Origin of the sequence: Lampropedia puyangensis, from assembly GCF_004833285.1 — a bacterium.
GTDB classification, from domain to species: domain Bacteria; phylum Pseudomonadota; class Gammaproteobacteria; order Burkholderiales; family Burkholderiaceae_C; genus Lampropedia; species Lampropedia puyangensis.
On record NZ_STFG01000027.1, the window covers coordinates 15,321 to 31,149 of the forward strand.

15 protein-coding genes and 1 pseudogene are annotated in these 15,829 nt (G+C 56.5%); 10 read left to right on the plus strand and 6 right to left on the minus strand.

The window, feature by feature from the left end; all coding sequences use genetic code 11:
* Positions 1-31 precede the first annotated feature (31 nt).
* The 6 genes from E9531_RS15700 to E9531_RS15725 form a co-directional block, all read right to left on the minus strand.
* Positions 32-1,108, minus strand: a complete 1,077-nt coding sequence (locus tag E9531_RS15700; protein ID WP_136574718.1) for an Ldh family oxidoreductase — start codon at positions 1,106-1,108, stop codon at positions 32-34.
* An 18-nt stretch (positions 1,109-1,126) separates the two neighbouring features.
* On the minus strand, positions 1,127-2,137 hold the full coding sequence (locus E9531_RS15705) for a Bug family tripartite tricarboxylate transporter substrate binding protein (RefSeq protein ID WP_244610149.1): 1,011 nt from the start codon (positions 2,135-2,137) through the stop codon (positions 1,127-1,129).
* Positions 2,138-2,269: 132 nt separating this feature from the next.
* The gene (locus E9531_RS15710) at positions 2,270-3,103 is read right to left on the minus strand and encodes an SDR family NAD(P)-dependent oxidoreductase (protein ID WP_136574719.1); all 834 of its coding nucleotides are present in this window, start codon (positions 3,101-3,103) and stop codon (positions 2,270-2,272) included.
* Positions 3,104-3,383: 280 nt separating this feature from the next.
* Positions 3,384-4,436 carry a LysR family transcriptional regulator gene (locus tag E9531_RS15715; RefSeq protein WP_158291822.1) on the minus strand — a complete coding sequence of 351 codons (1,053 nt, stop codon included), beginning with the start codon at positions 4,434-4,436 and terminating at the stop codon, positions 3,384-3,386.
* Between the two features lie 40 nt (positions 4,437-4,476).
* Complete coding sequence (locus tag E9531_RS15720) at positions 4,477-5,169, minus strand: substrate-binding domain-containing protein (RefSeq protein ID WP_136574721.1); 693 nt, start codon at positions 5,167-5,169, stop codon at positions 4,477-4,479.
* Positions 5,170-5,322: 153 nt separating this feature from the next.
* Positions 5,323-6,231, minus strand: a complete 909-nt coding sequence (locus tag E9531_RS15725) for a LysR family transcriptional regulator (protein ID WP_136574722.1) — start codon at positions 6,229-6,231, stop codon at positions 5,323-5,325.
* 331 nt (positions 6,232-6,562) lie between these two features.
* Between E9531_RS15725 and E9531_RS15730 the strand changes: the two genes are divergently transcribed.
* From E9531_RS15730 to E9531_RS15770, 10 genes and pseudogenes are all read left to right on the plus strand, one after another.
* Complete coding sequence (locus E9531_RS15730; protein WP_136574743.1) at positions 6,563-7,588, plus strand: amidohydrolase family protein; 1,026 nt, start codon at positions 6,563-6,565, stop codon at positions 7,586-7,588.
* 87 nt (positions 7,589-7,675) lie between these two features.
* Positions 7,676-8,359 (plus strand): 4-carboxy-4-hydroxy-2-oxoadipate aldolase/oxaloacetate decarboxylase, encoded by a 684-nt coding sequence (gene ligK / locus E9531_RS15735; protein ID WP_136574723.1) that lies wholly within the window; start codon positions 7,676-7,678, stop codon positions 8,357-8,359.
* Between the two features lie 42 nt (positions 8,360-8,401).
* Complete coding sequence (locus tag E9531_RS15740) at positions 8,402-9,325, plus strand: amidohydrolase family protein (protein ID WP_136574724.1); 924 nt, start codon at positions 8,402-8,404, stop codon at positions 9,323-9,325.
* Between the two features lie 83 nt (positions 9,326-9,408).
* Positions 9,409-9,780 (plus strand): annotated as a pseudogene (ligA, locus tag E9531_RS17865) (protocatechuate 4,5-dioxygenase subunit alpha); the annotation flags it as partial.
* Between the two features lie 120 nt (positions 9,781-9,900).
* Complete coding sequence (locus E9531_RS17870; RefSeq protein ID WP_244610152.1) at positions 9,901-10,794, plus strand: class III extradiol dioxygenase subunit beta; 894 nt, start codon at positions 9,901-9,903, stop codon at positions 10,792-10,794.
* Between the two features lie 54 nt (positions 10,795-10,848).
* Positions 10,849-11,799: a Gfo/Idh/MocA family oxidoreductase gene (locus E9531_RS15750; protein WP_136574726.1), complete on the plus strand. Its 951-nt coding sequence runs from the start codon at positions 10,849-10,851 to the stop codon at positions 11,797-11,799.
* 39 nt (positions 11,800-11,838) lie between these two features.
* Entirely contained in the window at positions 11,839-12,879 is a 1,041-nt protein-coding gene (locus tag E9531_RS15755; protein WP_136574727.1) for a TRAP transporter substrate-binding protein, read from the plus strand.
* A 105-nt stretch (positions 12,880-12,984) separates the two neighbouring features.
* Positions 12,985-13,503 carry a TRAP transporter small permease gene (locus E9531_RS15760; RefSeq protein ID WP_136574728.1) on the plus strand — a complete coding sequence of 173 codons (519 nt, stop codon included), beginning with the start codon at positions 12,985-12,987 and terminating at the stop codon, positions 13,501-13,503.
* Positions 13,503-14,819 carry a TRAP transporter large permease gene (locus E9531_RS15765; RefSeq protein ID WP_136574729.1) on the plus strand — a complete coding sequence of 439 codons (1,317 nt, stop codon included), beginning with the start codon at positions 13,503-13,505 and terminating at the stop codon, positions 14,817-14,819. The genes E9531_RS15760 and E9531_RS15765 overlap by 1 nt, the downstream gene beginning before the upstream one ends.
* Positions 14,816-15,829 (plus strand): aldo/keto reductase, encoded by a 1,014-nt coding sequence (locus E9531_RS15770; RefSeq protein WP_136574730.1) that lies wholly within the window; start codon positions 14,816-14,818, stop codon positions 15,827-15,829. The genes E9531_RS15765 and E9531_RS15770 overlap by 4 nt, the downstream gene beginning before the upstream one ends.

Sequence of the window (15,829 nt, forward strand, 5' to 3'; positions counted from 1 at the left end):
TTCCACAGGTAGGGGGAGTAAAAGAGAAGGCTTATGCAGGCACGACATCAGGCCAAGGCACCTGCAAGCTCGCCGCCAGAGCACGCAAATCTGCCACCACGCTGGCTGGCAGGCGAATGCCTTCTTGGCGTTGTTGTTGCTGTGTTTTCCAGGCGCGCTCGCCGGGCACCAGAATCTCCGGCACGCCAGGCACCAGCGGGGTGGCCTTGAGCATGTCGACAATCGTGTCCACACGTTCTTTGAAAACCGCGACATCAACCAGGCGAGAGATATCAATGGCCAGATGGATATGGCCATTGCCAATGTTCTGACTGGTTTCCTTGAACCAGGCCGGAATTTCGCTCAAAATGCGTGAGCCAGTCAAAGCCCCGCACAAGATCTCACCAAAAACGGCCAGCCCATAACCCTTGTAGCCCAACGGCAGCAGCGCCCCGCCCGTAGTCAACTCTTGCGGGTCAGTGGTGTCGTGGCCACTTTGGGTCACCACCCAGCCCGCCGGAATCGCCTCGCCTTTCTTGGCGGCCAAACGCACCTTGCCGCCAGCAGCCACACTCAGCGCCATGTCCAAAACGATCGGCCCATGGCGGCCACTTGGGGCCGCAAAAGCAATCGGGTTGTTGCCAATCGTGTTGCTTCGTCCACCCCATGGGGCCATGCCAGGAAAACCATTGGTCCAGGTCAGAGTCACCATGTTGTGGGCCAGCCCCATCATGGCGTAGTGTGCGCAAGCGCCAATGAAGTCGCTGTTGTTCACTGCCACCAACGCTACGCCTTGCGTTTTGGCTTTGCTTATGGCCAATTGCATGGCCTGTGTTGCAGCCACAGCGCCCAAAGCCGCATCTCCATCGAGCAAGGCTGAGGCTGGCGCATCTTTGAGCAGTTGAATCTCGGCCTGCGCTTTAGCACCACCGTCTCGCAACCGAGCAATCAAGAATGGCAAGCGGATCACGCCATGCGAATGCGTCCCTCGCAGATCACTATCGACCAGACTATTGGCCACCACCTGTGCCGCCTGGGGTGCCAAGCCGGCTTGCTCAAAACAGGATGCAACCAACTGCCGCAATGCTTCGCAAGGAACCCGCAAAGCCTCTTTGAATGACGCACTCATCATCACGCTCCGCTTCTTTTATTTGGCTAGCATATTGGCCGACTTGGCGACCTCGCCAAAGTCCACATAGTCTTTCTCAATACGCGCACGGAACGACTCCGGGCTATCGCCAACCGCCCGCACAGACATGGTTCTCAAGCCTTCTTGCACTTCAGGGCGCTGCAAGGCCTCAACCACTGCCGCATTGATTTTTCGAATGATGGGCTCAGGCGTACCTTTTGGGGCATGCAGGCCAAACCAGTTGCTGGCCGCTTCCAGCTCTGGCATGCCGAGTTCCCGAACCGTTGGTACATCCGGCATCTTCGGGTTGCGCTCCCGACCAAAAATCAGCACCGGGCGCAGCTTGCCGTCTTTGATATAGCCTTCCACTACCGGCGGGGCATTCAGGCTCATCTGCACACGGTTGGCCAGAAAGTCAGGCATCAAGTCGCTGCCACCCTTGTATTGCACGGCGTCAATATCAGCCCCAGAAAGGCTGCGTAGGTATTCCAAGTACAAATGCATATTGCCGCCAACGCCTGCACTTCCATAAAACAGCGTGCCTGGTTTTTCCTTGGAAAGCGCGACAAACTCCTGGAATGTTTTGGCTGGCACAGCCGGGTGAATACTGACGATTTGATCGCCCTCACCAGTCATCGTGATGTGCTCCAAATCAGTCACCGGATTGATCGACATGGTCGTCGTATGTGGCAGCACAACAATGTTGCCGACACCGGATGCAAGCAAGGTGTAGCCATCTGGTTTGGCTCCTGCCACATGCGCGGTGGCAATGCTGCCTGCGGCACCAGCGCGGTTTTCCACCACCACAGACTGCCCCAGAATTTCACCCAGTGGCTGTGACAGCAAGCGCGGCAGGCCATCGGTCAAGCCTCCGGCGGCAAAGCCCACCACGATTTTGATGGGGCGATTGGGATAGTCTTGCGCCAGCGCCAAAGGCGCAAGACTAGCGGCCGCCAGGCCCACACCCAGTGCTACCACGGTGCGTCGCAGTAGCGGCAAGCCGCCAGCAATAGAAGTCTTTCTTTTCACGGTTGTCTCCTGTTGTATTTAATTGGAACGGAAAATCTCAAGCTGCCCTTGCCTGCATAGACAGGCACCCAACTTCCAGCTCGCACACGCCCCCACCAGATGGCTAGTACCAGCTGAGATGGTTTGACTTTGTTATGCCAGTGGCTCTTTCAATACAGCACCAAGTGATGCCGGCCTGGCATCAGGCACACCACCATGTACAGCCCAGCCATTGCAGGCCAATACGCCAGCATCAACGACAAGATTGGCCCCCGTCACCGCTGAGGCGGCATCGCTGAGCAAAAACTCAATCACACGCGCTACCTCGGCTGGCTCAACCAAGCGGCCCAAAGCACTGACTTGTGCAGGCGATACCGCATAGCGTTTGCCATCACGGATGTTTTCCAACATGCGCGGCACACCCACAAAGCCCGGACTGACAGCATTGACGCGGACACCACTACGGCCCCACTCACCCGCCATGCCTTCGGTCAGCATATTCACGGCCGCTTTGGCCGAGTAATAGGCGTGGCCATGGTTAGGTCGTTGTCCCACCATGGAGGAGATGTTCACGATGGCACCACCAGTGCCGTGGCGCGCCATCCGATTGGCAAACTCTACATTGCACAAGTAGGTGCCGCGATAGCTGATATTTACAATGCGATCCCATTGATCGATGGGCATTTCTTCTGGCGGCATGCGCGGCGCAAAGATGGCAGCAGCACTGACCATGCCGTAAATCGGACCTTGCGCAGATTCAATCGCCTGGGCCACGGTGGCGATAGATGCGGCATTGGTCACATCAATGTGGTAGGCCATGCCGCCGAGTGCCTGGGCTGTTTCTTGTGCAGCAGCCAGATTGATATCTGCAACAGCCACCTGCCAACCTTGCTGCACCAGGCAAGCCGCTGTGGCAGCGCCAATGCCAGCGCCTCCTCCGACGATGGCCACCAGCCTTCCCTGCCCAGAACTGCTGCTCTTGTTCACGTTGTCTCCTTTGATGCGTGGCAACACACAAACTGTTTGTTGATTTGCACCGTATTACAACGGCCCTGCCACACTTCGTCCAATACCGTTAGAACAGAGCAGCCCTCAATTTTTCTTATACCGGCAGTTGGGGGTGTGTGCTGGCTATGGCTTCACATAGCAACCAGGCTGCTGTGTACCGCTCGTCCATGCCTGCGCTGGACATAGGCACGCGATCTATCACCATTCGGCATGGTCTGTGCCCCAAGCCCTCTCAAGGGCTTAGGTACGCGAATACGCTCTAAGAAAGCTGTCTGAACGACGTTGACAAAGGGCCCTGCAAGGCATCAAAGGGTCTGGCCAAGTCACCCAATGCCTGGCAATACACGTGCGTGCAGTCGCCCAGTAAATCCAGCAAACCGGACTCATGCAACATCGGAGCCCGTTTGCGCGAGCGCACGAGGTACAAGGTGCGAAACAGCCCTGGATTGACAATGCGCCTGGCAGTCAGACTGCCACGCAACAGATCGTCGCGCACATTGCCAAACGGAACCACGGCCGCGGCATCGCCCTGCATAACAATGTTTTTGATGGTCGAAATAGACGAAACATCCAATTGAACCTTGACCTCCAGGGCCAAGCGCTTGGCGGCGGTAAGTACCTGCTCGCGCACACCATCGCGCGGCCCCGGCAACACCAATTCATGCTGCATCACATCGGAGAAGTCAATCACGCCAATGCTCGCCTGCTGGGTCAGAGTCTCTCGCTGCACGCCCTTCTGTTCGCCTGCCGTGATGAACAACAAGTGTTCTTCCAAAAGTGGTATGCGTACCAAGCCTGGCCGTTCGTGCACCTCGTAGGCCAGCGCCAGATCGATTTCGTGGTTTTCCAAAGCGGCCAGCAACACCGCACTGCGCTCTTCTGCCAAACTCAAACGCACCCCGGGCAACTGGTGGTGCGCCAACACGATCAAGTCTCTGGCCACCAGGTTCATATAGCCATTGGTTACGCCCAGAATGACGCCTTCGCGCTCTTTGCGCGCTGCTGCCATGATTTGGCGCTCTGTGTCATCCACCAGGCGCAGCACCTCACAAGCCCGCTCGTACAAAAACTGGCCATTGCGTGTGACCGAGACTCCGCGGGAATGCCGGTGCAGTAAATCAACCCCCAACTGCTCTTCCAGCTGCTTGATCTGCATACCCAGTGCTGGTTGAGCAACAAACAGTTGCTCTGCAGCACGTGTCATGCTGCCAGCCTCTACCACCCGAACAAAATATTTAAGCTGGCGTAAGTTGATAGGTTCTCCTTGGCTGTTTTTTTGTTGATTGGTAGTCTGATTTTCTTGTATTTTCAACAGTCGTCAAGGCTAGATCCCCCTCATAGCGAGACCCACTTCAAATGGGCGAAAAGCCCTCTTGACGTTGCGTCAACTCTGCGGCCGGAGAACGTAAAAATGCCAACAGTTCGCGCGCCAAAGTGGTTTGAGAGCTGCCCTGCACGCATGCGGCTGAGAACGTGGTCACGATCGCCACTTCGGCAGGCATGTCGCCCAGCAGTTGGATGCCTTGCACATGAATCAGCTCGCTACGCTGCTGAAAGCCAAGAGCAACATCCCCTTGCGCAACCAACTGCCCCACAGGAATACCCGGTGACGCCTGCACCAGCTTGGATGCAACACGGTCTTTGATCTGCCAGCGCTCAAACAAAGCCAGCAAAGCCACACCACTGGGGCCAGTCGAGTAACCGATGCTGGGCGCAGCCAGCACCGCATCGCGCAACGCAGCTTCGCTGTCAATCGCCAGCACTGGCGCGTTTGCAGCAACAGCGATGGCCACATGCGAGGACACCAAATCCGTCTTGCTACCCGCCACAATTCGCCCAGCCGCATCGAGCTTATCGATGGCATCGGAGGCTAAGAAAACCACATCGAAGGCTTCTGCTCCCGCCGCAACACGTTTGGCCGCATCTACCCCACCGACCGATTCAATGTCAACCAGTACGCCACGCAGGTGTTGCCACTGTTGCTCCAGTTGCTGCAGCATGTTGCGGGTTGCCATGGAAGAGATGCCTTTGAGCGCGGCGGCCATATGTTGTCTCCGAATCGGTTGCAAAGGCGCATTATCAGATTGCTCCGTTCTTACCCCAAGCGACACACGCATCTAACAGATATAGCCAAGCGGCATACCACCAAACGCATCACCGCTCCCACCCCAAACTGCGGTCATCAGCGTAGGTCAAACCTACTGCTGCAGACCAACGGGTGCCTGCAGCAAAATCTGCTGCAGTACTTTTTTAGTGTGCACTTGCAACGGGCTCTCGCGCTGGTGGCTGCGCTGCGCCAAGCACAAGGCACATTGGATTTCAGGCTTGCTGATCACGCGAAACTCCAGTGCATCGGCCTCATCCACCCGCTGACTGGCCAACGCACTTTCAGTCAGCACCGCAAAGCCATGACCATGGCGCAGCAAATCCAAAATGACCGGTACGCTGGAAACTTCCCACGTCGGCTGTAAATGGATGCCCTGCAAAGTCGCCTGCGCTTCCATCAGGGATCGAAAAATTTGCCCATGCTGAGGCATGATCAAGGGAAAACGCGGCAAATCCACAAAGGCCAGCGGCCCCTTTGGTAAGGACCCCTTGCGGCCCACTAGGCACAGCCGCTCCTGCAGCAAGGGGTGGATATCCAGATTGGGGTGCGGTTGGGGGTTGTAGAGCAAACACACATCGACACGCGCAGAGAGCAACCATTCGGCCATGTGGCTGGAAAAGCCCTCAAGAATTTCTAACCGGGCTTTGGGCAAATGCGCGCTGAAATACTCAATCAGCGGCAACGTGATGCGCCTGGCAATACTGGGCGGCAAGCCTACGACAATATGCCCAGCGGGTTCGTTGCGGTTTTCACCAAAATCCACATGAATGTCATTGACCATGCGTTGAATGGCTCTGCTGTGGGTCAGCAAGCGCTTGCCAGCTTCAGTCAGTTCAACACCACGGCCATTGCGCTGAAAAAGGTGCTCGCGCAGCTCCACTTCCAGGCTGCGCACATGGCGACTCAGTGCCGGTTGCACGGTTCCTAATACTTCAGCTGCGCGGCTGAAACTGCCTTGTTCGGCGACCACCACAAAGGTTTCCAGTTGCTTGAGATTCATCCCTGCATGATCCACACTTCTATGCCAAATTGCAATATCTGCTATCCAAGATAAAACATTGATGTAACCCCTCGCATCGCTGAGAATCGCCTTCTCGAAAGCCACAATAGGCTAGCTTGGCGCGCGTGTTGCACGCCATTGACGAATCGAGACCGGAGACAGACATCCATGTCGAGCGCGCTACAGGCAATGGCCCTGCACACGCTTGCGCTGCAGGGCAGCGGGTGGGAGCTGCTCTCCACCCCGTTGTTTACGAGTCATTGCATGGAGTTCTCTCATGGGCGCTAACGGCCTTTCATCCCCTTCTTCCTCTGCACCTGCGCGTGCACCCATGATTATTGATGTGCACGGCCACTACACCACTGCGCCAGCTGCACTGGGCGCATGGCGTGATCGCCAGATTGCGGCGCTGCAAGGCGGCGATGCCCCCAAGGCCAGCGAGTTGCACATCAGCGATGACGACATCCGCGAAAGCATTGAAAGCAACCAGCTCAAGCTGATGAAACAACGCGGCTCAGACCTGACCATTTTCAGCCCCCGCGCCAGCTTTATGGCGCACCATATAGGCGATTTCCAGACATCCTCAACCTGGGCAGCCATCTGCAACGAGCTGTGCTACCGCGTCAGCCAGTTGTTTCCCGAGCATTTCATTCCCGCAGCCATGCTGCCGCAATCGCCTGGCGTGGCCATTGAGACCTGTATTCCTGAAATGGAAAAATGCGTCAAGGAATATGGTGCCGTCGGCATCAACCTGAATCCTGACCCATCGGGCGGACACTGGACCAGCCCTCCACTGTCTGACCCCTACTGGTTCCCCATTTACGAAAAAATGGTGGAGTGGGATATTCCTGCCATGGTCCACGTCAGCACCTCGTGCAATGCGTGTTTTCACACCACCGGCGCACACTATTTGAATGCCGATACCACGGCCTTCATGCAATGTCTGACCAGTGATTTGTTCCAACGTTTTCCTACGTTGAAATTCTTGATTCCCCACGGCGGCGGCGCAGTGCCCTACCACTGGGGGCGCTTTCGTGGCTTGGCACAGGAGCTGAAAAAGCCTTTGCTTGATGAGCATTTGCTCAACAACATTTACTTTGATACCTGTGTGTACCATCAGCCAGGCATCAATTTGCTGACCGAAGTCATTCCCACCAAGAACATTTTGTTCGCCAGCGAAATGATTGGCGCTGTACGCGGCATTGACCCTCAAACTGGCCACTACTACGACGACACCAAGCGCTATATCGACGCCACACAGAACCTGACTGAAGCGCAGCGTTTCCAGGTGTATGAAGGCAATGCCCGCCGCGTGTTCTCACGCCTTGATGCAGCGCTCAAAGTCAAAGGCCTGTAAGCCTTGCACACAGCTGCGGCGGTGCACAGTCCCAAAAATCGCGAACACCTCGCTCCACTGCATCCCCTCATTTCAAAGGAATTCGCCATGTACGAATTAGGAGTCGTTTACCGCAACATCGAGCGCACTGAGCGCGAGGTGGCCGATCAACTGGCCAGTTTGGGCTCAGCCACTGTGCACGAAGCCATGGGTCGCGTGGGGCTGCTCAAACCCTACATGCGCCCCATTTATGCAGGCGCGCAAGTCTCCGGCACGGCCGTGACGGTGTTGCTGCACCCGGGCGACAACTGGATGATGCACGTCGTGGCAGAACAAATCCAGCCTGGCGATATCGTGGTGGCAGCCATCACTGCCGAGTGCAGCGATGGTTACTTTGGGGATTTGCTGGCCACCAGCTTTCAAGCCCGTGGTGCTCGCGCGCTGGTGATTGATGCCGGCGTGCGCGACGTCAAAACCCTGACCGAGATGCAATTTCCAGTCTGGAGCAAAAACGTCAGCAGCAAAGGCACCATCAAGGCCACCATTGGCTCGGTCAACATCCCTGTAGTGTGCGCAGGCATGCTAGTCACCCCGGGGGACGTCATTGTTGCCGACGATGACGGCGTGGTATGCGTACCGCGTGCACTAGCCGCCAAAACCTTGGAAGCGGCACGCAAGCGCGAAGCCAACGAAGGAGAAAAGCGCGACAAACTGGCCTCAGGCGTTTTGGGGCTGGACATGTACAACATGCGCGAGCCGCTGGAAAAAGCCGGGCTGCGTTACATCGACTGATTAGCTATTGGCCTTGCACTGCCCACAACCACAACGCCTTCTATGACAAGCTTTACCAAAACCCCCGGCTGGCTGGACTGGTACGCCAATCCCAGCAAACCCCGCTTCAAATTGCCCGTTGGTAGCGTCGATGCGCATTGCCACGTGTTTGGCCCGGGCGACGAATTTCCTTTCGCCCCTGAGCGCAAATACACCCCGTGTGATGCCAGCAAAGCGCAATTGTTTGCGCTGCGCGACCACTTGGGCTTTGCGCGCAATGTGATTGTGCAGGCCACCTGCCACGGTGCAGACAACCGCGCCATGGTCGATGCCTGTAAAGCATCGGGCGGCAAAGCCCGTGGCGTGGCCACCGTGCGCCGCGACATCAGCGATGCCCAATTGCAAGAACTGCACGACGCAGGCGTGCGCGGTGTGCGCTTTAACTTCGTCAAGCGTCTGGTGGATTTCACCCCCAAAGACGAGCTGATGGAAATTGCTGGCCGCATTGCCAAGCTGGGCTGGCACGTGGTCATTTACTTTGAGGCAGTTGACTTGCCTGAGCTGTGGGATTTTTTCACCAGTTTGCCAACCACTGTCGTGGTTGACCACATGGGGCGCCCCGATGTGACCAAAGGCGTAAACAGTGAAGAGTTCGCACTGTTCCTGAAATTCATGCGTGAGCACCCCAACGTCTGGAGCAAGGTCAGTTGCCCTGAGCGCTTGAGTGTGACGGGCCCCGAGGCCTTGAATGGCGAGCAAAATGCCTACCAAGACGTCGCGCCCTTCGCGCGCCATGTGGTCGAGCAATTCCCCGACCGCGTGTTGTGGGGGACAGACTGGCCGCATCCTAATTTGAAAAACCATATGCCCGACGATGGACTGCTGGTGGACTTTATTGAGCACATCGCCCCAACGCCAGAACTGCAACGCAAATTGTTGGTAGACAACCCCATGCGTTTGTACTGGCCAGAAGAGGTGCGAGGCTAAGCCCACATTGGCAGCTACGCGCGCATCAGCGCAGCTGCCTTTTTTGGGAGACAAGTCCGTTCATTACATTTAGGAGGCTATTGATGGCTTTGGAAAAACCGTATCTCGACGTGCCCGGCACCACAATTTTTGATGCCGATCAATCTCGCAAAGGCTATTGGCTCAACCAGTTCTGCATGAGTCTGATGAAAGCCGAAAACCGCGAACGCTTCAAGCGCGATGAGGATGCTTACCTGGCTGAATGGCCCATGACCGATGAACAGCGCGCCGCCGTGCGCGCTCGGGACTTGAACTGGGCCATGCGCACCGGTGGCAACATCTACTTTCTAGCAAAACTGGGCGCCACCGACGGCCTGTCTTTCCAGCAAATGGCCGGCAGCATGACCGGCATGAGCGAACACCAGTACCGTGACATGATGGTCGGCGGAGGCCGCAGCGCAGAAGGCAACCGCTACACCGGCGAGTCTGGCGACGCGCAAGGCCCAGCCACACAATCTCAAGCGTGGGAACAGTGGGAGCAAGGGCAACAGCAAATGCTGGCCGCGCAGATCATGGATGCCCATGCCAGCCGCCAAATGGCGCAAGGACAAACCCAAGGCCGCGCAGAAATCACAGCCAGTGTTTTCTGCTCCCATGTGCCTGCCATCGGAGCTGCCATTGATCTGGGCAAAACCGATGAGCCGTATTGGCAACCCTTGTTTGCAGGGTTTGAGCCCTCCAAACAATGGATGCGAGAAAACCGCCCTGATGTGGTCTTTTTGGTCTACAACGACCACGCCACCAGTTTTGATCTCTCCATAATTCCCACCTTCGCCATTGGCACAGCCGCTGAATTTGAGCCTGCCGACGAAGGGTATGGCCCACGCCCCGTACCCAAAGTAGTCGGACACCCAGAGCTGGCCTCGCACATTGCACAGTCGGTGATCCAGCAAGACTTTGACCTGACCATCGTCAACGAGCTCAAGGTGGACCATGGCCTGACGGTGCCGCTGAATCTGCTCTTTGGCTCGCCCGATGAATGGCCCGTCAAAGTCATTCCCTTTGCCGTCAATGTAGTGCAATACCCTGTGCCTTCTGGTCAACGCTGCTTCCAATTGGGCCAAGCCATTCGCCGCGCCATTGAAAGCTTTGACCAACCATTGAAAGTGCAGATCTGGGGCACCGGTGGCATGAGCCACCAATTGCAAGGGCCACGCGCCGGTTTGATCAATGCAGAGTGGGACAATCGCTTCCTAGATCGCCTGATCGCGGAACCTGCAGAACTGGCCAAGGTGCCACACATTGAATATGTCCGCGAAGCCGGCAGTGAAGGCATTGAACTGGTCATGTGGCTGATTGCCCGCGGGGCGATGGGCGATGTCGCAGGAGGCCAAGCCCCGCATCTGGCCCACCGCTTCTTCCATGTCCCAGCTTCCAACACGGCAGTTGGCCATCTGATTCTGGAAGAGCCCAAGAACGCCCATTCGTAATGGCCACAAGCATGCTGGCTCACCCCCTATTGAATTGAAAACGAGGAATTGCTCATGACTATTAAAGTAGCACTCGCAGGCGCAGGCGCCTTTGGCATCAAACACCTTGATGGCATTAAGAACATTCCTGATGTAGAGGTTGTGTCCGTCATTGGACGCGAACTGGATAAAACACAGGAGGTGGCCCAGAAATATGGCATCGGGCACATCACCACCGATTTGAACGAAGCCTTGGCCTTACCCGAAGTGGATGCCGTGATTCTGTGTACACCCACACAAATGCACGCAGCACAAGCGCAAGCGGCCTTGAAAGCCGGTAAACATGTGCAAGTGGAAATCCCTCTGGCCGATTCGCTGGCCGACGCAGAAGCGGTCGCTGCCTTGCAGCAGCAAACCGGGCTGGTCGCCATGGTGGGCCATACCCGCCGCTTCAACCCAAGCCACCAGTATGTGCACAAGAAAATAGCAGCAGGTGAATTCAATGTGCAGCAAATGGATGTGCAAACCTATTTCTTCCGCCGCACCAACACCAACGCACTGGGCCAAGCGCGCAGCTGGACGGACCATTTGCTGTGGCACCATGCTGCGCACACGGTAGATCTGTTCGCGTACCAAGCTGGCGAGATCGTGCAAGCCAACGCCATCCAAGGCCCCATCCACCCCACGCTGGGCATTGCCATGGACATGTCCATCCAGCTCAAGGCCAAAAGCGGCGCCATCTGCACCTTGAGCCTGTCGTTCAACAACGATGGGCCTTTGGGCACATTCTTTCGCTACATTGGCGACACGGCGACCTACATCGCCCGCTACGATGACCTGGTCAACGGTAAAGAAGAAGCGATTGATGTCTCGAAGGTGGACGTCTCGATGAACGGCATTGAATTGCAAGACCGCGAGTTCTTCGCTGCCATTCGCGAAGGCCGTGAACCCAACTCCAGCGTCACCCAAGTGCTGCCTTGCTACCGTGTGCTGCACGCGCTTGAGCAGCAGTTGAACAGCCATTGACCTGCGCCGCATGCCACAACTATTTTTCCAGGAGATAACATGCAACTGACACGTAAACAATTTCTTGGCTCCATGGTCGGGGCGGCAGCAGCCATCGCTGCTCCACGGGCTTTCTCGCAATCGACCGTTACCCTGCGCCTGCACCAGTTCTTGCCACCACAAGCACCTATTCCGCGCGACGCCATTGGCAACTGGGTCAAGAAAGTGCAAGAAGAGAGCAAGGGTCGCATTCGCATTCAGCAGTTCCCCTCCATGCAGCTTGGTGGCCGCCCGCCAGAGCTGTTTGACCAGGCAAAAAATGGCGTGGTCGATATTGCATGGACAGTGCTGGGCTACACCCCAGGGCGTTTTCCTAAAACAGAAGTGTTCGAGTTGCCTTTCTTTACTGGCAAGGCCGTGCATTCCTCTGCTGCGATCTACGACTACATCCAACAGCATGCTGCCGATGAATTTCAGGATGTGAAGCTGCTGGCTGCGCACACCCATGGCGCAGGTCTATTCCACAGCAAAACGCCCATCACCAAGCTAGAGGAAATCAAGGGCAAAAAAGTACGCGGCGGCTCGCGCATCATCAACATCATGCTCGAGCAGCTTGGCGCTGTGCCCGTTGGCATGCCGGTACCGCAAGTGGGCGAGGCCTTATCCAAAGGGGTGATTGAAGTGGCCACCTTGCCGTGGGAAGTCGCGCCATCGCTGCGCATTCCACAGTTGGTCAAAAACCATACCGGCTTCAGCGGCCCGCATGGTTTGTATACGCAAACTTTTGCACTGGTCATGAACCCGGCCAAATACAACAGCTTGCCCGATGACCTCAAAGCAGTCATCGATGCCAACTCTGGCCTGGAGCTCTCCAAGGCCTTTGGACAAGTGCTCGATGACGCTGACGTGACGGGCCTGAAAATGGCACAAGACGCCAAGAACAACATCATCACGCTGGATGAGGCCGAAACCAAACGCTGGCAAGACGCAGCAGCCAGCACTCGCGAAAGCTGGTTTACCGAAGTCAAAGGCCGTGGCATTGATGGCGCAAAACTCGCTAGCGAAGCCGAGCGCCTCGTGGCGCAGTACTCGGTCAGCTAAAAACCATACAGCACACGCATACAGCCGCGCTCGGGTTCAAAAAACCCGGGCGCGGCGTATTCGATTGTGCTCTCGCACCTCTGAACTCGTAATGAAAGTACAACCATGGCGCAATGCATTTACGGCCTAAGCCGTTTCCTCGCGTGGCTGGGCGGTGTGGTGCTGATTTTGCTGGCATCGATCAGCGTCATCAGTATTGCTGGCCGTGCTTTAAGTGGCTTTGGTCTGGGTCCTATCCCCGGGGATTTTGAACTGGTCGAAGCCGGGACTGCTCTGGCCGTTTTCTGCTTCATGCCATGGGCGCACTTGGTGCGCAGCCATGCAGTCGTTGATTTGTTTTGGGGCGTCTACCCTGCAGCCATGCAGCGTGTTTTGATTATTCTCAGTGACCTGTTGATGCTCGTGCTATGGGTATTGCTGATTTGGCGCATGGGCGTGGCAATGGTGGACTACCGCAGCAATGGTGAGTTGACCTTCATCTTGCAATTTCCCGTGTGGTGGGGTTATGCCGCCTCTTTGATTCCAGCAGTATTTGGTTGTGTTGTTTACGCGTGGCGACTGCTGGAGGATCTGGGCCTGACCCATCCCCCTGCTGGCTTTGTGGCCGCGAAAGGAGGCCATTGATGGACCCGCTATATCTGGCCGCATGGTCTTTGCCGCTGTTGCTGGTGTTGATTTTTCTGCGCGTACCTATCGGCATTTCGATGCTGGTGCTGGGCGTTGGTGGCTCATGGTTGATCTTTGGCAGCATGGCACCGCTATTGAGTCAATTGCAAACCTTGGCCTACGGTCAGTTCTCCAGCCATTCGCTTTCCATCATTCCACTGTTTTTGCTGATGGGGCAGTTCGCCGCTTTGGGTGGAATGTCGCAAGCCCTGTTCAAAGCAGCCGAAGCATTCATTGGCCACCGCAAAGGTGGCACGGCCATGGCTGCGGTAGGCGCTTGCACCGGCTTTGGGGCCATTTGCGGCTCCTCAATGGCCACAGCGGCCACCATGAGCCAAGTGGCACTTCCTGAGCTACGCCGAGCAGGCTACGCCAACAGCTTGTCTGTGGGCGCATTGGCCGCAGGGGGTACTTTAGGCATTTTGATTCCGCCCTCCATCGTGCTGGTGATTTACGCCATCCTGGCAGAGCAAAATATCGCCAAGATGTTTGCGGCAGCATTCGTTCCTGGCTTAGTGGCGGCTTTGGGCTACGTCCTGGTGGTAGCCATCGTGGTGCGCGTCAAGCCACACTTGGCTGGCCGAATGGACCCTGTGCCTTGGCCTGAGCGTTGGCGCGCACTGGCCGCTGTTTGGCCCGTGTTGCTGATTTTTGCCTTAGTACTCGGCGGTATTTACTCCGGCATGTTTACCCCAACTGAAGGCGCTGCCGTAGGCGCTGCGGGCACGGGTTTACTGGCATGGCTGCGTGGTGGCTTAAACAAAGCCAACCTCCAATCAACCTTTGAAGCAACTGCAGCCAGCACTGCCATGCTGTTCATGATTGTGCTGGGTGCAGCCTCCTACAACACATTCTTGGCTCTGTCGATGTTGCCTCAAGAATTGGCCAGTTGGGTGGGCTCCATGGGTCTGTCGCCCTACCAAGTGCTATGGGCCATTTTGCTGTTCTATATTGTGCTGGGCTGCGTGATGGACTCCATGTCCATGATCTTGCTGACCGTGCCGATTTTCTTCCCGATGATTTCTGGTCTGGACTTTGGCCTCACCCCTGAAGAAACAGCCATTTGGTTCGGCATTTTGGTCTTGGTCACGGCTGAAATAGGCTTGATTACGCCACCTGTTGGCATGAATCTCTTCGTTATCCAGTCCATGTCCAAAGACATCAAGATCAAAGAGGCTTACTCAGGCGTTATTCCGTTCGTGATGAGTGACTTAATTCGGGTTGTCATTCTGGTGCTATTCCCCTCCATATCCTTGTTCATCCTACGCTTATGAGTACGCCACACAAACGCAAACTCGGGCCTTGGTCGGTATACCCCATTGGCCTGGGCTGCATGAACCTCAGTCACGCTTATGGCGTGCCGCCTTCCAGAGCACAAGCCGAGCGGGTTTTGCTTGGGGCACTGGATGCAGGTGTGGACCTGTTTGATACCGCAGCACTGTATGGATTTGGCGCCAACGAAACCTTGATCGGCGACATTCTGGCCCCACACCGGCAACGGTTTGTACTGGCCAGCAAATGTGGCATGCAAGGCGTTGATGTACAGGGTGACGGCAAGCCAGTGCGCGTCATTGATGGGCGCCCTGCCACACTCAAAGCCACATGCGAAGCCGCACTCAAACGCCTGCGCACCGATGTGATTGACCTGTACTACCTGCACCGCTGGGACAAACAGGTGTCCATTGAAGACAGCGTTGGCGCCCTGGCCGACTTGGTGCGCGAAGGCAAAATTCGCAGCATTGGTCTCTCGGAAGTCTCCGCCAGCACCTTGTGCAAAGCCCATGCCGTACACCCTATTGCGGCTGTGCAAACAGAGTATTCGCTTTGGAGCCGCAACGCTGAAATTGCCGTGCTGCAAGCGTGCCAAGAGCTGGACGTTGCATTTGTCGCCTTCAGTCCGGTTGCACGCGGCTTTTTGACAGGTGCGCTGCGCAGCATCAATAGCTTGGCCGACAAAGACATTCGCCGCGCCATGCCGCGCTTTTCGCCGCAAAACTACCCCCTCAACATGCAACTGTTGCAGGCCTTTGAACAACTGGCCCAGCAAGCGGGCTGCACGCCAGCCCAGCTGGCACTGGTGTGGTTGCTGGCACAGGGTGAACACATCATCCCCATCCCTGGCACCACCAGTCTGGAGCACCTGCAAGAAGACGTGCAAGCAGCGCAACTGACGATCGCGCCACAGCATGTGGCTGCAGCAGACACCTTGATCAACCGCCACAGCGTGCACGGCCCACGCTACCCCGCATCCACCCTGCCTGAAATCGACACCGAGGATTTTTAA